This is a genomic window from Ancylobacter koreensis, assembly GCF_023016525.1.
Classification (GTDB): domain Bacteria; phylum Pseudomonadota; class Alphaproteobacteria; order Rhizobiales; family Xanthobacteraceae; genus Ancylobacter; species Ancylobacter koreensis.
Window position 1 is genome coordinate 35,853 of the sequence record NZ_JALKCG010000005.1, and the last position, 23,929, is coordinate 59,781.

General features: G+C 69.2%; 19 protein-coding genes. 15 read left to right on the forward strand and 4 right to left on the reverse strand.

Annotation, left to right across the window (positions count from 1 at the left end; all coding sequences use genetic code 11):
- Positions 1-289: 289 nt before the first annotated feature.
- Positions 290-2,053, forward strand: coding sequence for a chloride channel protein (locus tag MWN33_RS12950; RefSeq protein WP_247201320.1), 1,764 nt, complete (start codon positions 290-292; stop codon positions 2,051-2,053).
- A 15-nt stretch (positions 2,054-2,068) separates the two neighbouring features.
- Here the strand turns inward: MWN33_RS12950 and MWN33_RS12955 are convergent, their stop codons facing one another.
- Entirely contained in the window at positions 2,069-3,490 is a 1,422-nt protein-coding gene (locus MWN33_RS12955) for a helix-turn-helix domain-containing protein (protein WP_247201323.1), read from the reverse strand.
- Positions 3,491-3,632: 142 nt separating this feature from the next.
- On the opposite strand from MWN33_RS12955, the gene MWN33_RS12960 reads away from it, so the two are divergent.
- The 3 genes from MWN33_RS12960 (at position 3,633) to MWN33_RS12970 (ending at position 7,790) form a co-directional block, all read left to right on the forward strand.
- Positions 3,633-3,872, forward strand: coding sequence for a hypothetical protein (locus MWN33_RS12960; protein WP_247201324.1), 240 nt, complete (start codon positions 3,633-3,635; stop codon positions 3,870-3,872).
- 132 nt (positions 3,873-4,004) lie between these two features.
- On the forward strand, positions 4,005-5,303 hold the full coding sequence (gene aceA / locus MWN33_RS12965; RefSeq protein ID WP_247201326.1) for an isocitrate lyase: 1,299 nt from the start codon (positions 4,005-4,007) through the stop codon (positions 5,301-5,303).
- Between the two features lie 309 nt (positions 5,304-5,612).
- Complete coding sequence (locus MWN33_RS12970; protein WP_247201328.1) at positions 5,613-7,790, forward strand: malate synthase G; 2,178 nt, start codon at positions 5,613-5,615, stop codon at positions 7,788-7,790.
- 96 nt (positions 7,791-7,886) lie between these two features.
- Here the strand turns inward: MWN33_RS12970 and MWN33_RS12975 are convergent, their stop codons facing one another.
- On the reverse strand, positions 7,887-8,495 hold the full coding sequence (locus tag MWN33_RS12975) for a nitroreductase family protein (protein WP_247201330.1): 609 nt from the start codon (positions 8,493-8,495) through the stop codon (positions 7,887-7,889).
- Between the two features lie 239 nt (positions 8,496-8,734).
- Between MWN33_RS12975 and MWN33_RS12980 the strand changes: the two genes are divergently transcribed.
- Complete coding sequence (locus MWN33_RS12980) at positions 8,735-9,055, forward strand: GNAT family N-acetyltransferase (RefSeq protein ID WP_247201338.1); 321 nt, start codon at positions 8,735-8,737, stop codon at positions 9,053-9,055.
- Between the two features lie 165 nt (positions 9,056-9,220).
- Positions 9,221-11,932: a DNA translocase FtsK gene (locus MWN33_RS12985; RefSeq protein WP_247201341.1), complete on the forward strand. Its 2,712-nt coding sequence runs from the start codon at positions 9,221-9,223 to the stop codon at positions 11,930-11,932.
- A 39-nt stretch (positions 11,933-11,971) separates the two neighbouring features.
- Here the strand turns inward: MWN33_RS12985 and MWN33_RS12990 are convergent, their stop codons facing one another.
- Complete coding sequence (locus MWN33_RS12990) at positions 11,972-12,196, reverse strand: hypothetical protein (RefSeq protein ID WP_247201342.1); 225 nt, start codon at positions 12,194-12,196, stop codon at positions 11,972-11,974.
- Positions 12,197-12,463: 267 nt separating this feature from the next.
- Between MWN33_RS12990 and MWN33_RS12995 the strand changes: the two genes are divergently transcribed.
- The 5 genes from MWN33_RS12995 to MWN33_RS13015 all read left to right on the forward strand — a co-directional run bounded on the left by MWN33_RS12995 (position 12,464) and on the right by MWN33_RS13015 (position 17,472).
- Positions 12,464-13,924: an NAD-dependent succinate-semialdehyde dehydrogenase gene (locus tag MWN33_RS12995; protein WP_247201347.1), complete on the forward strand. Its 1,461-nt coding sequence runs from the start codon at positions 12,464-12,466 to the stop codon at positions 13,922-13,924.
- A gap of 180 nt (positions 13,925-14,104) precedes the next feature.
- On the forward strand, positions 14,105-14,947 hold the full coding sequence (locus tag MWN33_RS13000; protein WP_247201348.1) for an EamA family transporter: 843 nt from the start codon (positions 14,105-14,107) through the stop codon (positions 14,945-14,947).
- Between the two features lie 44 nt (positions 14,948-14,991).
- Positions 14,992-16,314: an ATP-dependent DNA helicase gene (locus tag MWN33_RS13005; RefSeq protein WP_247201349.1), complete on the forward strand. Its 1,323-nt coding sequence runs from the start codon at positions 14,992-14,994 to the stop codon at positions 16,312-16,314.
- Between the two features lie 313 nt (positions 16,315-16,627).
- A complete protein-coding gene (locus tag MWN33_RS13010) occupies positions 16,628-17,077 on the forward strand; it encodes an RrF2 family transcriptional regulator (protein ID WP_247201351.1) in 450 nt (149 codons plus the stop codon).
- Positions 17,074-17,472, forward strand: coding sequence for a methylglyoxal synthase (locus MWN33_RS13015; protein ID WP_247201362.1), 399 nt, complete (start codon positions 17,074-17,076; stop codon positions 17,470-17,472). Before MWN33_RS13010 ends, MWN33_RS13015 begins: the two co-directional genes overlap by 4 nt.
- Positions 17,473-17,583: 111 nt before the next feature.
- Here the strand turns inward: MWN33_RS13015 and MWN33_RS13020 are convergent, their stop codons facing one another.
- On the reverse strand, positions 17,584-18,825 hold the full coding sequence (locus MWN33_RS13020) for an acyl-CoA dehydrogenase (RefSeq protein WP_247201363.1): 1,242 nt from the start codon (positions 18,823-18,825) through the stop codon (positions 17,584-17,586).
- A gap of 281 nt (positions 18,826-19,106) precedes the next feature.
- Here MWN33_RS13020 and MWN33_RS13025 point away from each other — a divergent pair, with 281 nt between their 5' ends.
- The 4 genes from MWN33_RS13025 to MWN33_RS13040 all read left to right on the forward strand — a co-directional run bounded on the left by MWN33_RS13025 (position 19,107) and on the right by MWN33_RS13040 (position 23,864).
- Positions 19,107-20,708, forward strand: coding sequence for an ABC transporter substrate-binding protein (locus MWN33_RS13025; RefSeq protein WP_247201368.1), 1,602 nt, complete (start codon positions 19,107-19,109; stop codon positions 20,706-20,708).
- Positions 20,709-20,891: 183 nt separating this feature from the next.
- Positions 20,892-21,902 (forward strand): ABC transporter permease subunit, encoded by a 1,011-nt coding sequence (locus tag MWN33_RS13030; protein ID WP_247201370.1) that lies wholly within the window; start codon positions 20,892-20,894, stop codon positions 21,900-21,902.
- Positions 21,895-22,875 carry an ABC transporter permease subunit gene (locus MWN33_RS13035; protein ID WP_247201372.1) on the forward strand — a complete coding sequence of 327 codons (981 nt, stop codon included), beginning with the start codon at positions 21,895-21,897 and terminating at the stop codon, positions 22,873-22,875. The genes MWN33_RS13030 and MWN33_RS13035 overlap by 8 nt, the downstream gene beginning before the upstream one ends.
- Positions 22,875-23,864 (forward strand): ABC transporter ATP-binding protein, encoded by a 990-nt coding sequence (locus MWN33_RS13040; protein WP_247201374.1) that lies wholly within the window; start codon positions 22,875-22,877, stop codon positions 23,862-23,864. Before MWN33_RS13035 ends, MWN33_RS13040 begins: the two co-directional genes overlap by 1 nt.
- Positions 23,865-23,929 lie beyond the last annotated feature (65 nt).

The window sequence follows — 23,929 nt, forward strand, 5'->3', positions numbered from 1 at the left end:
GGGCGCACCGCGAATCCTGTCAGTTCAGGAGCGACTTTACGCGGCTCGCGGCGGCGGTCGACCGCCGCGCCATCACTTACCGGCGACGTGACCCAGGGTGAGCGCGCCGCAGCCGGTTGCGCGCGGCACCGGCTTTGCCTAGAGCCCTTTCCGTTCGGATGGAACCATCCGAACGACAAGAAAGTGCTCTAGATTCAATAAACTGGAGCATTTCCTCTTCGATCAGATGATTCCATCTGATCGGGAAATGCTCTAGTCAGGTCTCGATGAGGCGCGAGACGGGCGGCACATGACAGGCGATACCGGCCCCGATTCCGTCCCGCAGGGCCTGCGCCAGCTCGTGCGCGCGAGCGAGCTCGGCATCGTCGCGTTGGCGGGCATCGTCGGCGTGCTGGCGGGGCTCGTCGTCATCGCGATGAACGCGGCGCTGCAGGCGCTGCACGTCCTGGTCTTCCGCATTCCCGACGCCGCGCATCTCTCCATCACCCACGGTATCGCCCCCGTGCTGCTGCTGGCGGGGCCGGTGCTGGGCGGGCTCGCCTTCGGCCTTTGCGCGCGCTCCTTCCTGCGCACCGCCGCCAGCCCGCCCGTAGACCCGATCGAGGCCAATGCGCTGCATGGCGGGCGCATGTCGCTGCGCGACAGCCTCATCGTGGCGGCGCAGACGCTGTTCTCCAGCGGCGTCGGCGCCTCGGTGGGGCTGGAAGCCGGCTACACCCAGGCCTCCGCCGGCCTCGCCTCGTGGATCGGCCGGCGTTTCCGCGTGCGGCGGGCGGACCTGCGCCTGCTGGTCGGCTGCGGGGCGGGAGCCGCCATCGGTACCGCCTTCGACGCGCCGCTGATGGGCGCCTTCTACGGCTTCGAGCTGGTGCTCGGCACCTATGCCATCCCCGCCTTCGTGCCGATGATGACGGCGACCTTCACCGCCGCCCTCACCCGCGAGCTTTTGGTGCCGCAGACGCACCCGCCGCTGCCCGCCTTCGCCACGCCCGGGCTTGTCGACCTGCCGGCGGTGCTGCTGCTGGGCTTCCTGTGCGCGCTGGTCGGCATCGCGGTGATGCGCGGGGCGACGCTGGTGGAGGCGGGCTTCCGCCGCTCCGCGCTGCCGGCCTATCTGCGCCCCGCCATCGGCGGCCTCATCGTCGGCGCCATGGCGCTGTGGAACCCGGCCGTGCTCTCGGCCGGGCACGGGGCGGTCTATCACTATCTCGCCGCCGACGGCACGCTGGCACTGGCGGCGCTGCTGCTGGTGGCGAAGGTCACGGCCTCCTCTGTTTCCATCGGCTCGGGCTTTCGCGGCGGCCTGTTCTTCGCCTCGCTGCTGATGGGCGTGATGGCCGGGCGGGTCTACGCCGCCGGGCTGGAACTCGTGCTGCCCGGCCTCGTGCCCGCGCACGCCGCCTATGCGCTGATCGGCATGAGCGCGCTGGCGGTCGCCGTGGTCGGCGGGCCGATGACGATGACGCTGCTGGCGCTGGAGATGACCGGCGACCTCGCGCTGACGCTGGCGGTGCTGGCGGCGGCGGGCACCGCCTCGCTGGCGACGCGCCGGCTGTTCGGCTTCTCCTTCGCCACCTGGCGCTTCCACCTGCGCGGCGAGAACATACGCGGCGCCCACGATATCGGCTGGCTGCGCGAGATCACCGTCGGGACGCTGATGCGCCACGAGGTGCCGTTGCTCGACGTCGACACGCCGATCAACGAGGCCCGCCGGCGCTACCCGCCGGGCGCCGCGCCCTATCTCGTCGCCACCGAGGCCGGGCGCTATGCCGGCATGGTGGCGCCGGCCACGCTCTATGAGAGCGGCGACACGCCGGACGCCGCGCCGGCGACGCTGCGCCCGCTGCTGCGCTTCGCCCGCACCAGCCTCGCCCCGACCGCGACGATCCGCGAGGCGCTGGATCTGTTCGAACAGGCGGAGGCCGATGCGCTGGCGGTGACCGCGCCGGACGGGCGGGTGATCGGCCTCCTGAGCGAGGCGCATGCCGTGCGCCGCTACAGCGACGAGATGGGCCGGCGGCTGAGCGAACTGACCGGGGAGCGGCTGGACTGAGGTTCGCCCGCCGCGTCACACTCCACGCCGCGCCTGTGCGTAAAAACTCTCGGCCATTTCGGTGTCGTTCAGCGTGAAGCGATGGTCGCTCGCCGGCTGGGCGCGCTGCTCGCAGTCGAGCCGCGGGCAGATGCGGCAGCCGACGCCGATCGGCACGGTCTGCGAGGGATCGGACAGGTCCATGCCGTCGGAATAGACCATCTGCGGGGCGTGCGAGATGTGGCAGCCCAGCCCGATGGAGAGGTGCCGGCGCGGCGCGTTGTGCCGGTGCCCGCCCTTGGTGATCGACTTGGCGATGCAGAAATAGCGCTGGCCCTCCGGCATCTGGCTGAGCTGCACGTTGATGCGCTCGGGATGGAAGAAGGCGGCGTAGACGTTCCAGCGCGGGCAGGCGCCGGAATGGCGGGAGATGTGGATGCCCGACAGCGAGAAGCGCTTGGAGATGTTACCGGCGATGTCGGTGCGCACGAGATGCAGCGGGATGCCGGAGCGGCCGGGCCGCTGCAGCGTGGTCATGCGGTGGCAGACCTGCTCGAAGCTGGTGCGGAAGCGGCGCTGGATGCGCTCGATGTCGTAGCGCGTCTCCTGGCAGGCGGCGAGGAAGGGCTCGTAGGGCATGATGAGCGCCGCCGCGAAATAGCTCGCCAGCGCGTTGCGCGTGACCACCGGCGCGTCGGCCGCGAGGTTGCCGGCCTCGATCAGTTCGTCGATCTGGCGCGAGGCCGCGAGCAGGCCGAGCTGGTGCGCGACCACGAACAGCGCCGATTCCGGCGGCAGCACCTCGGCGGTGATCAGCTCATGCGCGCCCGCATCGTAGCGCCGGGCGATGCCGGCCGGCAGCGAGGCGGAGCGCCAGTTCAGCCCGAACACGTTGGCGAGATAGGTCTTGAGCCCGTATTCGAAGGAATCCGAGGCGAAATCGATGTCGCGGCGGATGCGCTCGGCCGCCGCCTCCAGCGTCGCGAAATAATTCGCGTTCTCCTGGATGAAGTCGGACACCGCGTCGGTGGCGGGGTGGGCGGCGCCCTCCTCGTCGAGCGGGCCGGGCGTGCCGGTGCGGTGCGCGTCGCGCAGCGAGCGGAACTGGTCGAACAGCCGCACCACCGCGCGCCCGACCGCCGGGTTCGAGGTGGCGAGGTCGCGAATGTCCTGATTGGTCAGCGCGTTCTCGGCGAACAGGTCGTCGCTGAACAGCTCCATCAGGTCGCCGACGAGGCGGGATTCGTCGTTCTCCACCAGCTCGCCCGGTTCGATGCCGAAATAGCCGGCCAGCTTCATCAGCAGCGGCACGGTGATGCGCCGGCGATTGTGCTCGATGAGGTTGAGATAGCTCGCGGAAATGCCGAGCGCGGTGGCGAGGTCCGCCTGCGAGACGCGCTTCGCCCGGCGCAGCCGCTGCACCCGGTTTCCGATCCGCGGCTCGGTGGTGGCGAGCATCGCCCGCTCCTTTGCTCGGTTTACAAAAACTGCCGGTAAAATTTACAAGCCTTATCAGCTTAACACACTCAAATCATTATATTTATTGCCTTTCCGTGTCGAGTGTTAAATCTTTACATCACACCCAACGGGAGGAATTGACATGAACCGCATCCCGCAGGACGGCCAGCCCCAGGGCGCCGAGGAATTCGTCACCATCGTCGGCGGCGACGCCGAGGAGATCGGCCGGGCGTTCCGCTCGCAGGGCCTCGCCGAGCAGGACTTCACCATCGTCCACCGCATCGGCCGCCACCGCTTCGCGCTGGCGCCGGGGCAGGACCCGGGCGCGCTGTTCGACGGGCGCGAACTGGTGGCCGCCACCTACACCCGCCGGGCCCGCTGACCATGGCCGCCCGGCCGCGCTTCCGACCGATCCGCCGCGAGGACGCGCGCGGCGGGTCGGCTGGCGCGGGCGCCGAAACCTCCACGGCACCCGCGCCCTTCTCCACCCCTTCCGACACCGCAGGAAAAAGCCATGCTCGACCAGCGCCGCACCACCGCCCCCGACAGCTTCCCCGTCCCCAACTGGGCGCCGGAACGCTGGCAGGGCATCCGCCGCACCTACACGCCCGCTGACGTCGCGCGCCTCTCCGGCTCGCTGCGCGTCGAGCACACGCTGGCGCAGAACGGCGCCCGCCGCCTGTGGGAGCTCCTGCAGTCGCAGGACTACGTTCCCACCATGGGCACCTACACCGGCATCCAGGCGGTGCAGCAGGTGAAGGCGGGACTGGAGGCGATCTACCTCTCCGGCTGGCAGGTCGCCGCCGACGGCAATTCGTCGGGCGACATGTACCCCGACCAGAGCCTCTACCCGGTCGACAGCGTCCCCGCCGTGGTCCGCCGCATCAACAAGGCGCTCACCCGCGCCGACCAGATCCAGACCATGGAGCGCGCCGACGGCGTGAGCGCGCCGCAGCTCGACTATTTCGTGCCGATCATCGCCGACGCCGAGGCCGGCTTCGGCGGCCAGCTCAACGCCTATGAGCTCACGAAGGCGCTCATCGAGGCCGGCGCAGCGGCGGTGCATTTCGAGGACCAGCTGGCGTCGGAGAAGAAGTGCGGGCATCTCGGCGGCAAGGTGCTCGTCCCCACCCGCCAGTTCATCCGCACCCTGAACGCGGCCCGCCTCGCCGCCGACGTCGCCGGCGTGCCGACCGTGCTGATGGCGCGCACCGACGCGGAATCGGCGCGGCTGATCACCTCGGACATCGACGAGATCGACCGGCCCTTCATCACCGGCGACCGCACGGAGGAAGGCTTCTACCGCTACAACGGCGGCTTCGAAGCCGGCATTGCCCGCGCCATCGCCTACGCCCCCTATGCCGACCTCCTGTGGTGCGAGACCTCGACGCCGAGCCTCGACGACGCCCGCCGCTTCGCCGAGGGCGTGCACCGCGCCCATCCCGGCAAGATGCTGGCCTACAACTGCTCGCCCTCGTTCAACTGGGCCAAGCACATGGACAAGGCGCAGATGAAGCACTTCCAGCGCGAGCTGGGCGCCATGGGCTACCGCTACCAGTTCATCACGCTGGCGGGCTTCCACAACCAGTGCTTCACCACCTTCGAACTGGCGCGCCGCTACCGCGAGGACGGCATGGCCGCCTATTCGGAGCTGCAGCAGGCCGAGTTCGCGGCGGAGAGCCGGGGCTTCACCGCCACGCGCCACCAGCGAGAGGTGGGCACGTCCTACTTCGACGCCATCGCCACCGTGCTCAGCGAGGGCGCCAGCGCCACCACGGCGATGAAGGACTCCACCGAGACGGCCCAGTTCTGAGGACGCTCAGGGACGAGATTTCCAGCCTCGTCATCCCGGGGCGGCGCACGGCGCGCCCGCGCAGCGGTCTGGGGAGGCCCTGCGCGGGTCCGGCGAAGGCCGGGCGCTCCGGGATGGCCCTCTTTTTCTGCCGACCAGCCATGTCGCAACGCAAACGCTGGGTAAGGCGTTGAAAGCGCATAGGCGCCCCTTGCCTGCCGCATAACTCCGACTATGTGCGATGTTGCGCCGCACCCGCACTTTTGTTTATTGCAAAGCACAGCTGTGCCGGTCGCGCGCCGGCCTTCCGCTCGCTCGAAGGGACCCGTCATGAACTACACCGACGTCGCCGGCCTGAAGGTGGACACCGCGCTTGTCGACTTCATCGACAATGAAGCCATCCCCGGCACCGGGGTGGATGCCGCGGCCTTCTGGAGCAGCTTCGCGGGCATCGTGCGGGAATTCGCCCCGCGCAACGCCGAGCTGCTGAAGCGCCGCGACGAGTTGCAGGCGCAGATCGACGCCTGGCACCGCGCCCACCGCAACAAGCCGGTCGATCCCGCCGCCTACGAGGTGTTCCTCGCCGAGATCGGCTACCTGCTGCCCGAGCCCGAGCCCTTCGAAGTCGTCACCGAGAAGGTGGACGAGGAGCTCGCTGCCATTCCCGGCCCGCAACTCGTGGTGCCGGTCACCAATGCCCGCTACGCCCTGAACGCCGCCAATGCCCGCTGGGGCAGCCTCTACGACGCGCTCTACGGCACCGACGCGCTGCCCGAGGACAACGGCGCCTCGCGTTCCAACGGCTTCAACGCGGTGCGCGCCCAGCGCGTGATCGAGCGCGCCCGCGCCTTCCTCGACGAGAGCGTGCCGCTCGCCGCCGGCAGCCATGCCGAGGCCGTCGCCTACCGCGTGGCGGAGGGCAAGCTGGCGGTCGAACTCGCCTCCGGCACCGTGAGCGGCCTGAAGGACCCAGCGCAGTTCGCCGGTTTCGACGGCGAGGCGAAGGCGCCCGCCTCCGTCCTGCTGGTCAATCACGGCCTGCACATCGACATTGTGATCGACCGCGCCCACCGCATCGGCAAGACCGACCTGGCCGGCGTCGCCGACATCGTGATCGAGGCGGCGGTGACCACCATCGTCGATTGCGAGGACAGCGTCGCGGCAGTCGATGCCGAGGACAAGGTTCTCGTCTACCGCAACTGGCTCGGCCTGATGAAGGGGACGCTCAGCGCCAGCTTCGCCAAGGGCCGCGAGACGGTCGAGCGCAGCCTCGCCGCCGACCGCCACTACACCGCCGCCGACGGCAGCGACCTGACCCTGCACGGGCGCAGCCTGATGCTGGTGCGCAATGTCGGCCAGCACATGCTGACCGACGCGGTGCTCGACGCCAGCGGCAACGAGATTCCCGAAAGCGTGCTCGACGCCGCCGTGACCACGCTGATCGCCCTGCACGACCTCAAGGGCACCGGCCGCCTGCGCAACAGCCGCGCCGGCTCGGTCTACATCGTGAAGCCGAAGATGCACGGGCCGGAGGAGGTCGCCTTCGCGGTCGACCTGTTCGCCCGCGTCGAGAAACTCCTCGGCCTCGACCACAACACGCTGAAGATCGGCATCATGGATGAGGAGCGCCGCACCAGCGCCAACCTCGCCGCTTCGATCCGCGCCGCCCGCGAGCGCGTCGTGTTCATCAACACCGGCTTCCTCGACCGCACCGGCGACGAGATCCACACCTCGATGGAGGCGGGCCCGATGGTGCGCAAGGCCGAGATGCGCGCGCAGCCCTGGATCAAGGCCTACGAGGACCGCAACGTCGACGCCGGCCTTGCCGCCCATCTCGATGGTCACGGCCAGATCGGCAAGGGCATGTGGGCGATGCCCGACCGCATGGCCGACATGCTGGAGCAGAAGGTTGCCCATCCGCTGGCCGGCGCCAACACCGCCTGGGTGCCCTCGCCGACCGCCGCGACGCTGCACGCGCTGCACTACCACAAGGTCGACGTGTTCAAGCGCCAGGCCGAGCTGCGCGCGCGCACGCCCGCCTCGAAGCGCGACCTGCTGACCATTCCGGTGGTCGACCGCGGCAACTGGGAGCCGGCGGCGGTGCAGGAGGAACTGGACAACAACATCCAGGGCATCCTCGGCTATGTCGTGCGCTGGGTCGACCAGGGGGTCGGCTGCTCCAAGGTGCCGGACATCCACAATGTCGGACTGATGGAAGACCGCGCCACGCTGCGCATCTCCTCGCAGCACGTCGCCAACTGGCTGCTGCACGGCGTCGTGACGCCCGCGCAGGTCGAGGAGACGCTGCGCCGCATGGCGAAGGTCGTCGACGGGCAGAATGCCGGCGATCCCGACTACGTGCCGATGGCGCCGGCCTATGACGGCTTCGCCTTCCGCGCCGCCCGCGACCTCATCTTCGAGGGCCGCGCGCAGGCCAATGGCTACACCGAGTTTGTGCTCACCCGCCGCCGCCGCGAGGCCAAGCAGGCGCAGGCCGCCGCCGCCTGATCCACCGTTCGAGGAAGCGCCAGAAAGGCGAAACGCCAACGAGCAAGGCCGTTCCGGTTCCGCCGGGGCGGCCTTTCCGTTTCCGGGGCGGCGCGTTCAACCCGGCGGCGCCCAGCGCGTGGTCAGCGCGGCGAGGTCCGGGCGCGGGCGCTCGCCCGGCTCCTCGGCGGCCGTACCCACATGGACGATGCCGGCCACCCGCTCGCCCTCGCCAAGACCGAGGATGCGGCGCGCCTCCCCATGCGTCGCCGCCCAGCCGGTCACCCAGATCGCGTGGAAGCCCATCGCCTTCGCACCCGTGAGCAGGTTCATGCACACCGCGCCGGCGGAAAGCTCCTGCTCGAAATCGGGGATCATCGTGCCCGGCGCCGGCCGGCTGACCACCACCACCGCCAGCGGCGCGGGGAACAGGCGCGACATGATGCCGGCGAACTTCTCACGCTTGTCCGGTGCCATCTGCGGGTTGCCGGCGCGGTAGGCGTCGGCCAGCAGTGCGCCCACCCGCCCCCGCGCCTCGCCCTCGATGAGGATGAAGCGCCACGGCACCAGCATCGCATGGTCCGGCACGCGGGCGGCGATGGCGAGCAGGCGCGCGGTCTCGTCCGCGTCCGGTCCCGGCGCGCCGAGCGCCGCCGCCGACACCGAACGGCGGCTCTCCAGCGCGGCGAGCATGTCGGGCGAGGCGGGACGTCGGACGTGGTTCATGGGGGCGAAGCCTTTCTGTTTCGCCCCGCTATCCCATATCGGTCGGAAGCGCGCGACCGAAACCTGTCCGCGCGATGTCGCTCGTGTCCCTCATGGCGCACACGGCGCACATTAATGTCCCTGACCGCCCAGCGGCAGGGGGCGACTCCCGGCCTGTTTTGGTCGACAATATCCCATCGGCCGGCGACGCGGCCGAGCCATAACCGGCGCCGGCCAGCGGCGCCCCCAAGGAGCACAGAATGAGCATCAACGGCGAAATCCCGGTGCGCGACAACCGCGCCGCCGACCGTTTCGAGATCGAGAAGGACGGGCAGATCGCCTTCGCGCAGTACGTGCTGGCGCCCGATCACATCATCTTCACCCACACCGAGGTGCCGGCCGAGCTCGGCGGGCGCGGCCTTGCGACGCGGCTCGTGGAAGCGGGCCTTGCCAGCGCGCGCAAGAACGGGCTGTCCGTCATCCCGCGCTGCTCGGTGTTCGGCCGCTATGTGATGAAGCACCCCGAGACCCACGACCTGCTGGCGCCGGAAATCCGCGCCACCCTCGGCCTGCCGGCCTGACCGGTCGTGGGGGCGGGGCGCGGCTGCGTCCCGCCATCCACAGGAGGGGGAATTCCCGCCGCTCCATACCGTTCGTTAACGCTGTGCTCCTAACCATGGAGCATGGCCGAGACGGCGCGTGGCGCGCCCTCGGCGCGAGACCAAGCGGCAAAGGTTCTGGCGTCCATGCGTAACCCGGCGCGTCCCTCCGATTCCAACGCGGACAAGGCATCCGAGACGACGGACGGCGCCCCGCGCCGCATCTTCTCGCGCGCCAACCCGCAGACCACCTACGCCCCGCCCGCGCCGAAGAAGCCCGCGCCCGCCACGCCGGCGGCGAGGAGCTCGGTACCGAAGGTGGCGCGGCCCGCGAGCGCGCCGGCCGCGCCGGGCCCGCAGGACGTGATCCCGAGCTGGCTGCAGCCCTTCAGCATGCCGCCCAACACCCGCTTCACCCGTACGCCGGACTACCTGCTGCGCCAGCCGCCCGCCGCCGTGCCGGCCGAGCCGGAAGCACCGGCGGCCACCGCCGCCATCGAGGCGGCATTCGCCCCGCCGCGCCCCTCGCAGACGCCCGTGCTGCGCGTGCCCCCGCGCAAGCCCCCGCTCGGCGCGGTGCCGAAGGCGCTGATCGCCGCCCATGCCCGCCGCGCGCTCACCGCCCAGCCGACGCCGGCCGATCTCCCCGTCGAGACGACCGAAGCGCCGCCGGAGCCCGAATTCACGCCGGAGCCGGCACCGGCTCCTGTCGAGGCCCACGTACCCGAGCCGGCGCCCGAGCCGGCCTCCGCACCCGCGCGCGGGTTCCCCACCGTCGCCGGCTGGTCGCTCGACGACAGGCTTGTCGCGGCCAACGACGCCGCACGGCCCGAAGGCTTCCTCGCCTCCGAGGAGGAAGATTACCGTGCCGCCGGCTATGTCTTCGACGAGGAAGCCGACGACAGCGAGGAAGACGCCTTCGAGGAGGATTTCGAGGCCTATGGAGAGGAGGACGGCGCGCCGGCCTTCGACGAGGCGTTCGAAGCCGAAGACGAGGAGGACGACGAGGATTTCGCCTTCGCCGCACCGCAGGAAGAGACCTTCGCATCCGAAGCCGCGGCTTTCCCGGCGCCCGCCCCGGCCGCGCCCGTCGTCACCCTGAGCGGCTTCGACAGCTACAGCGCGACGCCACTCGACGTCTCCTTCTCCTGGCCGAGCTTCGGCATGGTGCCGGTCTCCGTCGAGCCCGCCCGCGCCCCCGCGCCGGTGATCGCGGCTCCCGCCCCGGCCCCCGTGGCTGCCGCGCCGGCTCCGCGCCCGGCACCTGTTGCCGTCCCGCCGGCCGCCCCGGTGGCCGCCCGTCCGGCCCCCGCTCCCGCACCGCGCCCGGTGCGCGAGGAGGCGGCCGAATATGAGCTGCCGCCGCTCGAACTGCTGACCGAACCGCCGCAGAACGAGCCGGATTACGAGCTCTCCGAGGAATTCCTCGACCGCAACTCGGTGAAGCTGCAGCAGGTGCTGCACGACTTCGGTGTGCGCGGCGAGATCATCGACGCCAACCCCGGCCCCGTCGTGACGCTGTACGAGCTGGAGCCGGCGCCCGGCATCAAGTCGAGCCGCGTCATCGGCCTTTCCGCCGACATCGCCCGCTCGATGAGCGCGATCTCCGCCCGCGTCGCGGTGGTGGAAGGGCGCAACGTCATCGGCATCGAACTGCCCAACCAGCGCCGCGAGACGGTGTGGCTGCGCGAAATGCTGGCGAGCCACGAGTTCGAGGCTGCCAAGGCCAAGCTAGGCATCGGGCTCGGCAAGACCATCGGTGGCGAGCCGGTCATCGTCGATCTTGCCCGCATGCCGCATCTGCTGGTCGCCGGCACCACCGGCTCGGGCAAGTCGGTCGCCATCAACACGATGATCCTGAGCCTGCTCTACCGGCACCGGCCGGACCAGTGCCGGCTCATCATGATCGACCCGAAGATGCTGGAGCTTTCGGTCTATGAGGGCATCCCGCACCTGCTGACACCGGTCGTCACCGACCCGAAGAAGGCCATCGTCGCCCTGAAATGGGCGGTGCGGGAGATGGAAGACCGCTACCGCAAGATGAGCCGCCTCGGTGTGCGCAACATCGACGGCTTCAACGCCCGCATGGCGGAAGCCGCCGCCAAGGGCGAGATCATCACCCGCACGGTGCAGAAGGGCTTCGACAAGGAGACCGGCGAGATGCTGGAGGAGGAGGAGATCATGGATCTCGCTCCCCTGCCCTACATCGTCATCGTGGTCGACGAGATGGCCGACCTGATGATGGTCGCCGGCAAGGACATCGAAGGCGCCATCCAGCGACTCGCCCAGATGGCGCGCGCCGCCGGCATCCACCTCATCATGGCGACGCAGCGCCCGAGCGTCGACGTCATCACCGGCACCATCAAGGCCAACTTCCCGACCCGCATCTCCTTCCAGGTGACGAGCAAGATCGATTCGCGGACCATCCTCGGAGAGATGGGCGCCGAGCAGCTCCTCGGGCAGGGCGACATGCTCTACATGGCGGGCGGCGGGCGCATCTCGCGCGTGCACGGCCCCTTCGTCTCCGATCAGGAGGTCGAGCGCGTCGTGGAGCATCTCAAATGCCAGGCGCGGCCGGAGTATCTCGACGAGGTGACGGCCGAGGACGAGGAGGAGCCGGCCGCCGAGGACGGCGCGGTGTTCGACAAGTCCGCCATGGGCTCCGAGGACGCCGGCGATCTCTACGATCAGGCGGTGGCGGTGGTGATGCGCGACAAGAAGGCGTCCACCTCCTACATCCAGCGCCGGCTGCAGATCGGCTACAACCGCGCCGCCTCCATCATGGAGCGTATGGAGAACGAGGGCATCGTCGGCCCGGCCAACCATGCCGGCAAGCGCGAGATACTCTCCAGCCGGTAGGCCGCGCATGCGCGCCGCCGGGCGGTCTCCCGCCCGGCATCACGGGCCGATCACCGACCAGAGCGACAGCCCCGCCGCCATCAGGAGCGCGGCGCCGGCGAGCATCAGCGCCGCACGCCAGTTGCGCCGGCGCCCGCCCGGCCAGGGCGTGCGCGACGAGCCCGTATGGGTGGCGTCGGCGCGCGCACCGCCGGTCTCAGCGTTCCGGAAGCGGCCCGGCACCCGCTCCGCGCTTTCCTCATGCGAACGATCCGCGGTCGGCATCGGCTCTCCTCGTCCGTTGACGGCTCCGGCAGGCAAAGATGCACCGCGCCCTCGTCCGGCCCGGCGACATCGGCTCTCTCAGGTATGACAATCCGCAGGCGATCAGGTTCCCGGCGAAGTGGAAGACTCCGACGCCGACGCGTCCGGCATCGTACGAATTCCAGGAAAGTTGGATCCAATCCGCTGCGGCAGGTCCGGTTTACCCCTTTCCGTCCGACGGCACGGTGATTAGGTATGCGCCAACTCCCAGCCCCGAAAGGTTCGGCCATGCAGCATTCCGTGTCCTATCCCGACGTCCTGCTCCTCATCGACGGTCAGTGGCGCGGGGGCACCGGCCAGGACGGCGCGCCGGCCAGCCAGCCCGTGATCAACCCGGCGACCGAGGAGGTTCTCGGCACGGTGGCCCACGCCAGCCGGGGCGATCTCGACGCGGCGCTGGCCGCCGCCGAGAAGGGCTTCGCCGTGTGGCGCCACACCGCCGCCCACGAGCGCTACAAGATCATGCGCAAGGCGGCCGAGATTCTGCGCGAGCGCCACGAGGCGATCTCGACGATCATGACCCTGGAGCAGGGCAAGCCGCTGCCGGAAGCCCGTATGGAGACGCTCGCCTCCGCCGACATCATCGACTGGTTCGCCGAGGAAGGCCGCCGGCAATATGGCCGGCTGATCCCCGCACGCGCCGCCGGCGTGCAGCAGATCGTCCATCGCGAGCCGGTCGGCGTCGTTGCCGCCTTCACCCCGTGGAACTTCCCGATCAATCAGGCGGTGCGCAAGGTTTCCGCCGCCCTCGCCGCCGGCTGCGCGGTGATCCTCAAGGGGCCGGAGGAGACGCCGGCGAGCTGCGCCGAGCTGGTGCGTGCCTATGTCGACGCGGGTGTGCCGGCGGGCGTGGTGAACCTCGTCTTCGGCGTGCCATCCGAGATTTCGCAGTACCTGATCCCGCACCCGACCGTGAAGAAGATCTCCTTCACCGGCTCGACGGTGGTCGGCAAGCAGCTCGCCGCACTGGCCGGCGCGCATATGAAGCGCGTCACCATGGAGCTCGGCGGCCATGCCCCGGCGGTGGTGTTCGAGGACGCCGACGTCGAGGTGGCGGTGAAGCTGCTCTCCGGCGCCAAGTTCCGCAATGCCGGGCAGGTCTGCGTCTCGCCGACCCGCTTCCTCGTGCATGAGGACATCTATTCCCGCTTCGTCGACGGCTTCGTCGAGGCCGTGCAGCACGTGAAGGTCGGCAACGGTCTGGAAGACGGCGTGCGGATGGGCCCGCTGGCCAATCCGCGCCGCGTCGAGGCGATGGAGGCGCTGACCGCCGACGCGGTGTCGAAGGGCGCGACGCTTCGCACCGGCGGCTCGCGCATCGGCAACAAGGGCTATTTCTTCCAGCCGACCGTGCTGACCGACCTGCCGGCCGACGCCCGCATCCTCAATGAGGAACCCTTCGGCCCTATCGTGCCGATCATGCCGTTCTCCTCGACGGAGGCGGTGATCGCGGAGGCGAACCGCCTGCCCTACGGCCTCGCCGCCTATGCCTACACCACCTCTTCCGCCCGTGCCGACGAGTTCGCCCGCCGGGTGGAGAGCGGCATGGTGTCGATCAACCATCACGGCCTCGCTTTGCCCGAAGTGCCGTTCGGCGGCATCAAGGATTCCGGCTATGGCTCGGAGGGCGGCACCGAGGCGATGGAAGCCTATGTGAACACCAAGTTCGTGACCCAGCTCGGCGTCTGAGCGGGGACCGCACAACCTTTCGAGGGTCGCGCCCCGGCGCGATCCTCCCTCCGGCCCGGCGCCTCCGGGCAGCCCGGACAACGGCACGCCGGTTCCGAGGCCATAGGCAGCGCACGGCTCGGCTTCGCCAGCGGAATCGGCTAAAGCCTGCCGCTCCCGCTTCTCCTGCCCGGCCGTTCCATGGAACCCAGCGTCTTCCTCGCCGTCATCGCCGCCGCTGCGATGCATGCCGGCTGGAACGCGGTACTGAAGATCCGGCTCGACCCGTTCCTCGCCGTAGTGCTGGTCAATGCCGCCTGCGGCGTCATCGCGCTGCCGGCCGCGCTCTATTTCGGCCTGCCCGAGCCCCATGTCTGGCCGTGGATCCTCGCCTCGATCCTCATCCACCTTGTCTATTACCTGACCCTCAGCGGCGCCTACCGGCGCGCCGACATGGGGCTTGTCTACCCGCTGGCGCGCGGCAGTGCGCCCCTGCTCACCACCATATTGTCGGTGACGCTGGTCGGCGAAAGCGTCGACCTGCAGGGCTTCCTCGGCGTGGCGCTGCTGGCCTTCGGCATCCTTACCATCGCGTGGCGGCGCGCCGGCCTCGCCGCCATCGACCGCACGGCGCTACGCCTCGCGCTGATGTGCGGCCTCTCCATCACCGCCTACACGCTGGTGGACGGCCTCGGCGCGCGTGCCGCCAGCAGCCCGCACCTCTATTCCGCCTGGCTGTTTGTGATGGACAGCGTGCTCATCACCGCCGTCGGCCTCGCCTGGAAGGGGCCGCGTGCGCTGGCGCCGACGCTCTCCTTCATCGGGCCGGGCCTTGCCGGCGGGGCGATGTCGCTCGCCGCCTATTCGATCTCGATCTGGGCGATGACCAAGGCGCCCATCGGCCTCGTGGCGGCGGTGCGCGAATCCAGCGTGCTGTTCGGGGCGGTGATCGCCGTCGTGGTGCTGCACGAGCCGCTGCGCCGCGAGCGCATCCTCGCCGCCGGCCTGATCGTCGCCGGACTGGCGCTGATCAAGCTGCATTGAGGGCGCATGTCGCCCTCCCCGCCCTCCTGTGCTCCATTGCGCCGATGAACGAGACACCTGCCCTGCCGATTCGCCCCTCCGTACCGGTGGAGGCCTTCGCCGGCCCGCTCACCGTGGTGGGAAAAGGCGCGCCCGTGGTGATGGTGCTGGGCGGCGCGGGCACCGGCAAGACGACCTTCCTGCACACGCTGCGCAAGCATGGCGGCAGCCGGCAGGCTTTCCTCGCCCCGACCGGCGTCGCCGCGCTGCAGCTCGGCGGGCAGACCATCCATTCCTTCTTCGGCCTGCCGCCGCGCCTCGTCGATCCCGATCAGGTCAAGCCGCGCTCGCCGAAGCGCACGCTGATGAAGAAGCTGGAGCGCCTCGTCATCGACGAGATTTCCATGGTGCGGGCGGATGTGCTCGACGCGGTGGACCGCTCGCTGCGGATCGCGCGCGGCACTCCCGAGCCGTTCGGCGGTGTGCAGGTGGTGCTGGTTGGCGATTTTCTCCAGCTCCCCCCGGTGGTGCCGAGCGCCGAGCGCGAGATCCTCGGCCATCTCGGCTATGAGGGCCCCTTCGCCTTCGACGCCCGCGTGCTGCGCGAGGTGGAGCCGGCGCGGCTGCCCTTCCTGCAGGTGCACCGGCAGACCGACACCTATTTCGTCGAGCAGCTCGCCGAACTGCGCATGGGCCGCTACGTCCACGAGGCGGTCGCCGCCATCAACGAGGCCTCGTTCCGCGAGCACCGGCCCGGCCGCACGCCGGTGGTGCTGGCGCCCACCAATATGCGCGTCGACGCCTATAACCGGCGCGGCATGGACCTGCTCCACGACGAGGGCCGGCTCTACGAAGGCAAGAGCGAGGGCGAGTTCGACCTCGCCAACGACCGGCTTCCGGTGCCGGAGACGCTGGCGCTGAAGGTCGGCGCGCGGGTGATGACGGTTCGTAATGACCCCGAGAAGCAATGGGTCAACGGCTCGGTCGGCACCGTCACCGGCCTCGCGCCGGACCGCGCCTATGTGCGGCTGGACGGCGCCGGCATCGTCGAGATCGAGCGCACGAGCTGGGAGCGCATCCGCTACGACTGGGACGAGGCGACCGGCAAGGTGGAGGCCAAGGTGGTCGGCACCTACAGCCAGCTTCCCCTCGTGCCCGCCTGGGCAGTGACGGTGCACAAGGCGCAGGGCCTGACGCTGGAGGATGTGCGCATCGACTTCGACAGCGGCGCCTTCGCCGCCGGCCAGGCCTATGTCGCGCTCTCGCGCGCCCGCTCGCTGGAGGGGCTGTCGCTGGCCCGCCCGCTGCGCACCTCCGACATCCGCATCGACCGGCGCGTCGCCGCCTTCACCGCCGCCTTCGAGGCCGCAGCGGCACTCCCCGCGTGAGTCCCTTCAGGCGAAGGCTTTACAAATTCCATATTGTCGATAGATTACCCTCTCATGAGAGAGGCACCCATGGCTCAGGCTGGCATTCGCCGTTACCGCGACAAGCTGCTGTTCGCCCTGGCCTATGGCGCGGTGATCGGCGCGATCCTGTTCGCACATCCGTTCGGCTGAACCGCGAGCACGGCGCTGTCAGTGGCGCCCAGCCGGCGCGCCGAATTTCGGCTTCTGGCAGAAGTCCGACTGTTCTACCATCTATGTGGTGTGCTGCGAGCGGGGGATTCGCTCCTGCCGCGCGGCTGGAAGATATGCGGACATGCTGACCAACAAGGGCAAGTACGGCCTCAAGGCGATGGTTTTTCTCGCCAGGCTTGATCCCGGATCGAGCGCGATGGGCCAGGAGATCGCCACGGCCAACAACATCCCGAAGAAGTTCCTCGACGCGATCCTGCTCGAACTGCGCAATGCCGGGATGCTTCGCTCGAAGAAGGGGCCGGGCGGGGGTTACGCGCTGGCGCGCGCCCCGCGCGATATCCGTATCGGCCACATCATCCGCACGCTCGACGGACCGCTGGCGCCGATCAACTGCGCCAGCAAGAGTGCCTACGTGCCGTGCCAGGACTGCGAAGACCTCGCGACATGCTCGGTGCGCATCACCATGAGCAAGGTGCGCGACGCCATGTCGGACATCCTCGACCGCATGTCGCTGCAGGACATGATCCTGTTCGCCGAAACCCCCGACGCCGACCTCATGTACAACATATGAGCATCGGCGCGTCCCGCCCTGGTCTGCTCGGCCTCGTCGCCCATGACAGCAAGAAGGACGAGATGGTCGCCTGGGCCTTGGCCCATCGCGACGTACTCTCCCGCTTCGCCATCGTCGCCACCGGCACGACCGGCGGGCGCATTCTCGACGCCTGCCCGGAACTGCGTCTGACCCGGCTGAAGAGCGGGCCGCTCGGCGGCGACCAGCAGATCGGCGCGCTGATCGCCGAGGGGCAGGTGCGTGCGCTGGTGTTCTTCGTCGACCCGCTCACCGCCCAGCCGCACGATGTCGATGTGAAGGCGCTGATGCGCGTCGCGCTGGTCTACGACATCCCGCTGGCGCTGAACCCCGCCTCCGCCGAGATGGTGATCGCCGCGCTGGCGGTGGAGGGCTAGCGCCTTTCGCACCCACACCGTCATGGCCGGGCTTGACCCGGCCATCCACGCCTTGTGCGCTGAAAAGTCGTGGATCCCCGGGTCAAGCCCGGGGATGACGGCAGTAAGTCCTCAGAAGAACGCCTGGTGCCCCGTGATGGCGCGACCGAGGATCAGCGCGTGAATGTCGTGCGTGCCCTCATAGGTGTTCACCGTCTCAAGGTTCACCATGTGGCGCATGACGGGGAACTCGGCGGAGATGCCGTTGCCGCCGTGCATGTCGCGGGCCTGCCGGGCGATGTCGAGGGCCTTGCCGCAATTGTTGCGCTTGAGCAGCGAGATGGTCTCCACCGGCAGCGCGCCCTCGTCGAAGAGCCGGCCGGCGCGCAGCGCGATCTGCAGGCCGAGCGCGATCTCGGTCGCCATGTCGGCGAGCTTCTTCTGGATGAGCTGGGTCGCCGCCAGCGGGCGGCCGAACTGCTTGCGGTCGAGCGTGTACTGGCGGGCGCTGGCATAGCAGGCCTCCGCCGCGCCGATCACGCCCCAGCCGATGCCGAAGCGGGCGCGGTTGAGGCAGCCGAACGGACCCTTGAGACCTGAAACGCCGGGCAGCAGGCTCTCTTCCGGCACCTCGACGCCATCGAGCACGATCTCGCCGGTGATCGAGGCGCGCAGCGACAGCTTGTGGCCGATCTTCGGCGTCGAGAAGCCCTTGGCGCCGCGTTCCACGAGGAAGCCGCGAATCTCATCGTCATGCGCGGCGGACTTCGCCCACACCACCGCCACGTCCGCGATGGGCGAGTTGGTGATCCACATCTTGGCGCCGGTCAGGCGGTAGCCGCCGTCGATCTTCTCGGCGCGCGTGCGCATGCCGGCGGGGTCGGAGCCGGCGTCCGGCTCCGTGAGGCCGAAGCAGCCGATGAGTTCGCCCGTCGCCAGCTTCGGCAGGAATTTGCGCTTCTGCGCCTCGCTGCCATAGGCATTGATGGGGTGCATGACGAGCGAGGACTGCACGCTCATCGCCGAGCGATAGCCCGAATCCACCCGCTCCACCTCGCGGGCGACGAGGCCGTAGCAGACATAGCCGAGCCCTGCCCCGCCATATTCCTCGGGAATGGTGGGGCCGAGCAGGCCGAGTTCGCCCATCTCGGTCATGATCTCGCGGTCGAACCGCTCCTCCATGAAGGCGGAGGTGACGCGCGGCAGCAGCTTTTCCTGTGCATAGTCGCGCGCGGTGTCGCGCACCAGCCGTTCCTCCTCCGAGAGCTGCCCGTCGAAGTCGAACGGATCGGCCCAGTCGAAGGCCGCGCGGCGGCCGGACGAAGCGGGGGAAGCGGAAGCGGCGGCAGGGGCGGAGGACGGCGCGGCACTCATGGAACGACTCTCCCGAAGGGTCCGGCGGCAGAGGAGCGGAGTGGAACGCCGGCTCCCTGCTCTTACAACTTCGCACGGCGGCTTGCACCTCGCCGACGGTTCCCCGCCACCGTCGCCACGAGGTATCCCTTAGGTCATGCGACTTTCGTCGGGGCCGGGGGTGTGATTGCGCAACGTGGAGACACGTGTTTGAGTTGCCGCATTGGGCGGCGGTGATGAAGAACAGGGCATCCGGGAACAACGGATCGCGAACCATGCCGACCTTCATGAGGGGAACTACAATGCCGGTCATCTCTACCAAAGCGGCCATCGCGGCCGCCCTGCTCACGGCGTTCGCGGCGGCTCCCGCCTATGCCGCGAAGACGCTGGTCTACTGCTCGGAGGGCAGCCCCGAGAACTTCACGCCGGCGCTGAATACCACGGGCACCAGCTTCGACGCCGCCCGCCCGGTCTACAACCAGCTCGTCGAGTTCGAGCGCGGCACCACCAAGGTGGTGCCCGGCCTCGCCGAGAGCTGGACGGTGAGCGACGACGGCAAGGAGCTGACCTTCAAGCTGCGCAAGGGCGTCAAGTTTCATTCGGGCGTCAACGGCTTCACGCCCAGCCGCGACTTCAACGCCGACGACGTGATCTTCACCTTCGACCGCATGTGGAAGCCGGAGAACCCGTACCACAAGGTCACCGGCGGCGCGTATGACTACTTCAACGACATGGGCATGCCCGACCTGCTCGCCTCCATCGACAAGGTCGACGACTACACGGTGAAGTTCGTGCTGAAGGAGCCGAACGCGCCGATGCTCGCCAACCTCGCGATGGATTTCGCCACCATCCACTCGAAGGAATATGCCGACTTCCTGCTGAAGAAGGGCACGCCCGAGCAGTTCGACCAGATCCCGGTCGGCACCGGCCCGTTCTCGTTTGTGAACTACCAGAAGGACGCGGTGATCCGCTACAAGGCCTTCCCGGCCTATTTCGAGGGCCCGGCCAAGATCGACAACCTCGTCTACGCCATCACGCCCGACCCGACCGCGCGCTACGCCAAGCTGAAGAAGGGCGAATGCCATGTGATGATCGCGCCGAACCCGGCCGACATCGCCGGCATGAAGACCGACCCCGCCGTCAACCTGCTCTCGCAGCCCGGTCTGAACATCGCCTACTGGGCGTTCAACGTCGAGAAGCCGCCCTTCGACAAGAAGGAGGTCCGCCAGGCCTTCAACATGGCGATCGACAAGGCCGCGATCATCAAGGACGTCTATCAGGGCGCCGGTCAGGGGGCGATCAACCCGATCCCGCCGACCATCTGGTCCTACAACAAGGACGTGAAGGACTACGCCTACGACCCGGAGAAGGCCAAGAAGATGCTGGCCGACGCGGGCGTGAAGACGCCGCTCGACATCGACCTGTGGTGGATGCCGGTGCAGCGCCCCTACAACCCGAACGCCAAGCGCATCGCCGAGATGATGCAGGCCGACCTCGCCAAGATTGGCGTCAACGCCAAGCTGGTGTCCTATGAGTGGGGCGAGTACCGCAAGCGGATGCAGGAAGGCGAACACACCACCGGCCAGCTCGGCTGGACCGGCGACAATGGCGATCCCGACAACTTCTTCTTCCTGCTCGGCTGCCCGGCCGCCCGCAAGGGCGGGCAGAACCTCGCCAAGTGGTGCAACAAGGAGTTCGACGACCTGATCACCAAGGCGCGCACGATCTCCGACCTCTCCGAGCGCACCAAGCTCTACGAGCAGGCGCAGGTCATCTTCAAGGAAGAGGCGCCCTGGTTCACCATCGCGCACTCGGTCGTCTATGAGCCGACCCGCAAGGAAGTGGTCGACTACAAGGTCAGCCCGTTCGGCCGCCACGAGTTCTACGGCGTCGAACTGAAGTGATCGGCCACGGCCGGGGTCCCGTATCCCGGCTCGATCGTCGTCCCGGACGCGGCTTGCCGCGCTCCGGGACCGCCACCCGCTAAGCCGCATCGCCGTCCCGCGATCCCGGACCAACGCCCTGCGGTGTCCGGGATGACGGCTGCTTTGCAGGGGTAAGGCACGGCCCATGGGTACGCCCTACACATGCTGAAACTGATTTTCCGCCGCGTCGCGCTCACGCTGCCCACCTTCGTGGCGCTGATGTTCGTCACCTTCGTCGCCGTGCGCATGGTGCCGGGCGACCCCATCGAGGCGCGCACCGGCGAGCGCGGCATCGCCCCCGAGCGCCTTGCGGCGCTGCGCCACGATCTCGGCCTCGACCAGCCGGTGTGGAAGCAGTTCCTCGACTACGCCTATGGCCTGCTGCACGGCGATTTCGGCGTCTCCATCGTCACCAAGACGCCGGTGCTGCACGAATTCCTCATCCTGTTCCCGGCGACGCTGGAGCTCGCCCTCTGCGCGCTCGTCTTCGCTATCGTGCTCGGCATTCCCGCCGGCGTGCTGGCGGCGGTGAAGCGCGGCTCCGTGCTCGACCATTCGGTGATGACGGTGGCCCTCGCCGGCTATTCCATGCCGATCTTCTGGTGGGGCCTGCTGCTCATCATGTTCGTGTCGGAGTATCTCGGCCTCACGCCGGTCTCCGGCCGCATGGATCTGATCAACTACTATTTCGAGCCGGTGACCGGCTTCATGCTGATCGACAGCCTGCTGTCCGGCCAGGAAGGCGCCTTCGGGGCGGCGGTCGCCCATCTCATCCTGCCCTCCATCGTGCTCGGCACCATCCCGCTCGCGGTGATCGCGCGCATGACGCGCTCCTCCATGCTGGAGGTGCTGGGCGAGGACTATGTGCGCACCGCCCGCGCCAAGGGCCTGTCGCCGCTGCGCGTGGTCGGCCTGCACGCGCTGCGCAATGCGCTGATCCCCGTCGTCACCGTGGTCGGGCTGCAGACCGGCACGCTGCTCGCCGGCGCGGTGCTGACCGAGACCATCTTCGCCTGGCCGGGGGTGGGAAAATGGCTGATCGAATCCATTTCCCGCCGCGACTATCCCGCGCTGCAGGGCGGCATCATGCTGATCTCGGCCATCGTCATCCTCGTCAATCTCATCGTCGATATGCTCTATGTCGCGATCAATCCGAGGATCCGGCATGGCTGAGGAGAACGCCATCGACGATCCCATCCCGGCCGGCCCGGAGCGCCTGGTGCTGAGCGATTCCGGCCTCAGCCTGAGCGCCGTCACCGTGGCACAGGCCGAGCCGGTGGGCGAGGAACCCTCCCCGCTGCGCGCCTTCTGGTCCGCCTTCAGCGAGAACCGCGGCGCCGTGCTCGGCCTCGCGATCGTCGTCTTCATCGCGCTGCTGGCGGTCTTCGCGCCGTGGGTCGCGCCGCATTCGCCGACCGAGCAGTTCCGCCAGAGCGTGCTGCTGCCGCCGGTCTGGGCGGGCGGCAACTGGAGCTTTCCGTTCGGCACCGACGCAGTGGGCCGCGACGTGCTTTCCCGCCTGATCTACGGCGCGCGCATCTCGCTCGGCATCGGCCTCTCAGTGATGGTGGTCTCGGTGGCGGTCGGCATCGTGCTCGGCCTCGCGGCGGCCTTCCTGCGCGGTGCGGTCGAAGTGGTGGTGATGCGCATCATGGACGTGGTGGTGGCGATCCCGAGCCTCGTGCTCGCCATCCTCGTCGTGGCGGTGCTCGGCCCCAGCCTCGTCAACACCATCGTCGCGGTGACGGTGGTCTACCTGCCGCGCTATGTGCGCCTCGTGCGTGCCGCCGCCATCGCGGAGCTGTCGAAGGAATATGTCGTCGCCGCGCAGGTGGCCGGCGTCGGCAAGCTGCGGCTGATGTTCGTCACCGTGTTGCCGAACTGCCTCGCCCCGCTCATCGTGCAGGCGGCGCTCGGCATCTCCGACGCCATACTGGAGGCGGCGGCGCTGGGCTTCCTCGGCCTCGGCGCGCAGCCGCCCACGCCCGAATGGGGCGCCATGCTGGCCGATGCCCGCGAATTCATTCGCTCGGCGCCGTGGATCGTCACCCTGCCGGGCCTCGCCATCCTCGTCACCGTGGTCGCGATCAACCTCATGGGCGACGGCCTGCGCGACGCCCTCGACCCGAAGCTGAGGAGGAGCTGATGCCCCTGCTCTCCATCCGCAACCTGTCCGTCACCTTCTCCACCGCGCGCGGGCCGTTCCGCGCGGTGGACGGGGTGGACCTCGACGTCGAGGCGGGGGAACTCGTCGCCATCGTAGGAGAATCCGGCTCGGGCAAGTCAGTCGCCATGCTCGCGGTGATGGGCCTGCTGCCGTGGACAGCCAAGGTCTCGGCCGACCGGCTGGAATTTGACGGGCGCGACCTGCTGACGCTGTCGCCGCGCGAACGGCGCCGCATCGTCGGGCGCGACCTCGCCATGATCTTCCAGGAGCCGATGTCGAGCCTCAACCCGTGCTTCACGGTCGGCTTCCAGATCCGCGAGGCGATGGCCGCCCATCTCGACCTCTCGCGCGCCCAGCGGCAAGCCCGCGCGGTGGAACTGCTGGAACTCGTCGGCATCCCCGAGCCGGAGCGGCGGCTCAAGGCCTTCCCGCACCAGCTTTCCGGCGGCATGAGCCAGCGCGTCATGATCGCCATGGCGCTCGCGTGCAAGCCGAAGCTCATCATCGCCGACGAGCCCACAACCGCGCTCGACGTGACCATCCAGGCGCAGATCCTCGACCTGCTGCTGCGGCTGCAACGGGAGAGCGGCGTCGGCCTCGTGCTGATCACCCACGACATGGGCGTGGTGGCGGAAACCTCGCAGCGCGTCTGCGTGCAGTATGCTGGCCAGCAGATCGAGATGCAGCCGACGCGCGGCCTGTTCCGCGACCCGCACCATCCCTATACGGCGGCGCTGCTGGCGGCCCTGCCCGAACGGGCGAGCGGGCGCCTCCTGCCCTCCATTCCGGGCGTGGTGCCGGGCCTCGCCGACCGGCCGCGCGGCTGCCTGTTCTCGCCGCGTTGCCGTTTCGCGACGGATACCTGCCGCAACGTGCCTCCGCCGCGCGCGGGCGCCGAGCTCGGCTTCGCGCTCTGCCACACGCCGCTCGTCGACGGCGTGCCGCAGCGCCGGGAGATGGCGGCATGAACACGCCCGTCCCGCACGATCACGCCAACCATCCCGACCTGCCGCATGTCGCGCCCGCCGGCGCG

Excerpts from the sequence above, each read along its gene's own strand:
- MWN33_RS12950 (WP_247201320.1), top strand. The coding sequence starts at position 290 with ATGACAGGCGATACCGGCCCCGATTCCGTCCCGCAGGGCCTGCGCCAG.
- MWN33_RS12955 (WP_247201323.1), bottom strand. The coding sequence starts at position 3,490 with ATGCTCGCCACCACCGAGCCGCGGATCGGAAACCGGGTGCAGCGGCTG.
- MWN33_RS12960 (WP_247201324.1), top strand. The coding sequence starts at position 3,633 with ATGAACCGCATCCCGCAGGACGGCCAGCCCCAGGGCGCCGAGGAATTC.
- aceA (WP_247201326.1), top strand. The coding sequence starts at position 4,005 with ATGCTCGACCAGCGCCGCACCACCGCCCCCGACAGCTTCCCCGTCCCC.
- MWN33_RS12970 (WP_247201328.1), top strand. The coding sequence starts at position 5,613 with ATGAACTACACCGACGTCGCCGGCCTGAAGGTGGACACCGCGCTTGTC.
- MWN33_RS12975 (WP_247201330.1), bottom strand. The coding sequence starts at position 8,495 with ATGAACCACGTCCGACGTCCCGCCTCGCCCGACATGCTCGCCGCGCTG.
- MWN33_RS12980 (WP_247201338.1), top strand. The coding sequence starts at position 8,735 with ATGAGCATCAACGGCGAAATCCCGGTGCGCGACAACCGCGCCGCCGAC.
- MWN33_RS12985 (WP_247201341.1), top strand. The coding sequence starts at position 9,221 with ATGCGTAACCCGGCGCGTCCCTCCGATTCCAACGCGGACAAGGCATCC.
- MWN33_RS12990 (WP_247201342.1), bottom strand. The coding sequence starts at position 12,196 with ATGCCGACCGCGGATCGTTCGCATGAGGAAAGCGCGGAGCGGGTGCCG.
- MWN33_RS12995 (WP_247201347.1), top strand. The coding sequence starts at position 12,464 with ATGCAGCATTCCGTGTCCTATCCCGACGTCCTGCTCCTCATCGACGGT.
- MWN33_RS13000 (WP_247201348.1), top strand. The coding sequence starts at position 14,105 with ATGGAACCCAGCGTCTTCCTCGCCGTCATCGCCGCCGCTGCGATGCAT.
- MWN33_RS13005 (WP_247201349.1), top strand. The coding sequence starts at position 14,992 with ATGAACGAGACACCTGCCCTGCCGATTCGCCCCTCCGTACCGGTGGAG.
- MWN33_RS13010 (WP_247201351.1), top strand. The coding sequence starts at position 16,628 with ATGCTGACCAACAAGGGCAAGTACGGCCTCAAGGCGATGGTTTTTCTC.
- MWN33_RS13015 (WP_247201362.1), top strand. The coding sequence starts at position 17,074 with ATGAGCATCGGCGCGTCCCGCCCTGGTCTGCTCGGCCTCGTCGCCCAT.
- MWN33_RS13020 (WP_247201363.1), bottom strand. The coding sequence starts at position 18,825 with ATGAGTGCCGCGCCGTCCTCCGCCCCTGCCGCCGCTTCCGCTTCCCCC.
- MWN33_RS13025 (WP_247201368.1), top strand. The coding sequence starts at position 19,107 with ATGCCGGTCATCTCTACCAAAGCGGCCATCGCGGCCGCCCTGCTCACG.
- MWN33_RS13030 (WP_247201370.1), top strand. The coding sequence starts at position 20,892 with ATGCTGAAACTGATTTTCCGCCGCGTCGCGCTCACGCTGCCCACCTTC.
- MWN33_RS13035 (WP_247201372.1), top strand. The coding sequence starts at position 21,895 with ATGGCTGAGGAGAACGCCATCGACGATCCCATCCCGGCCGGCCCGGAG.
- MWN33_RS13040 (WP_247201374.1), top strand. The coding sequence starts at position 22,875 with ATGCCCCTGCTCTCCATCCGCAACCTGTCCGTCACCTTCTCCACCGCG.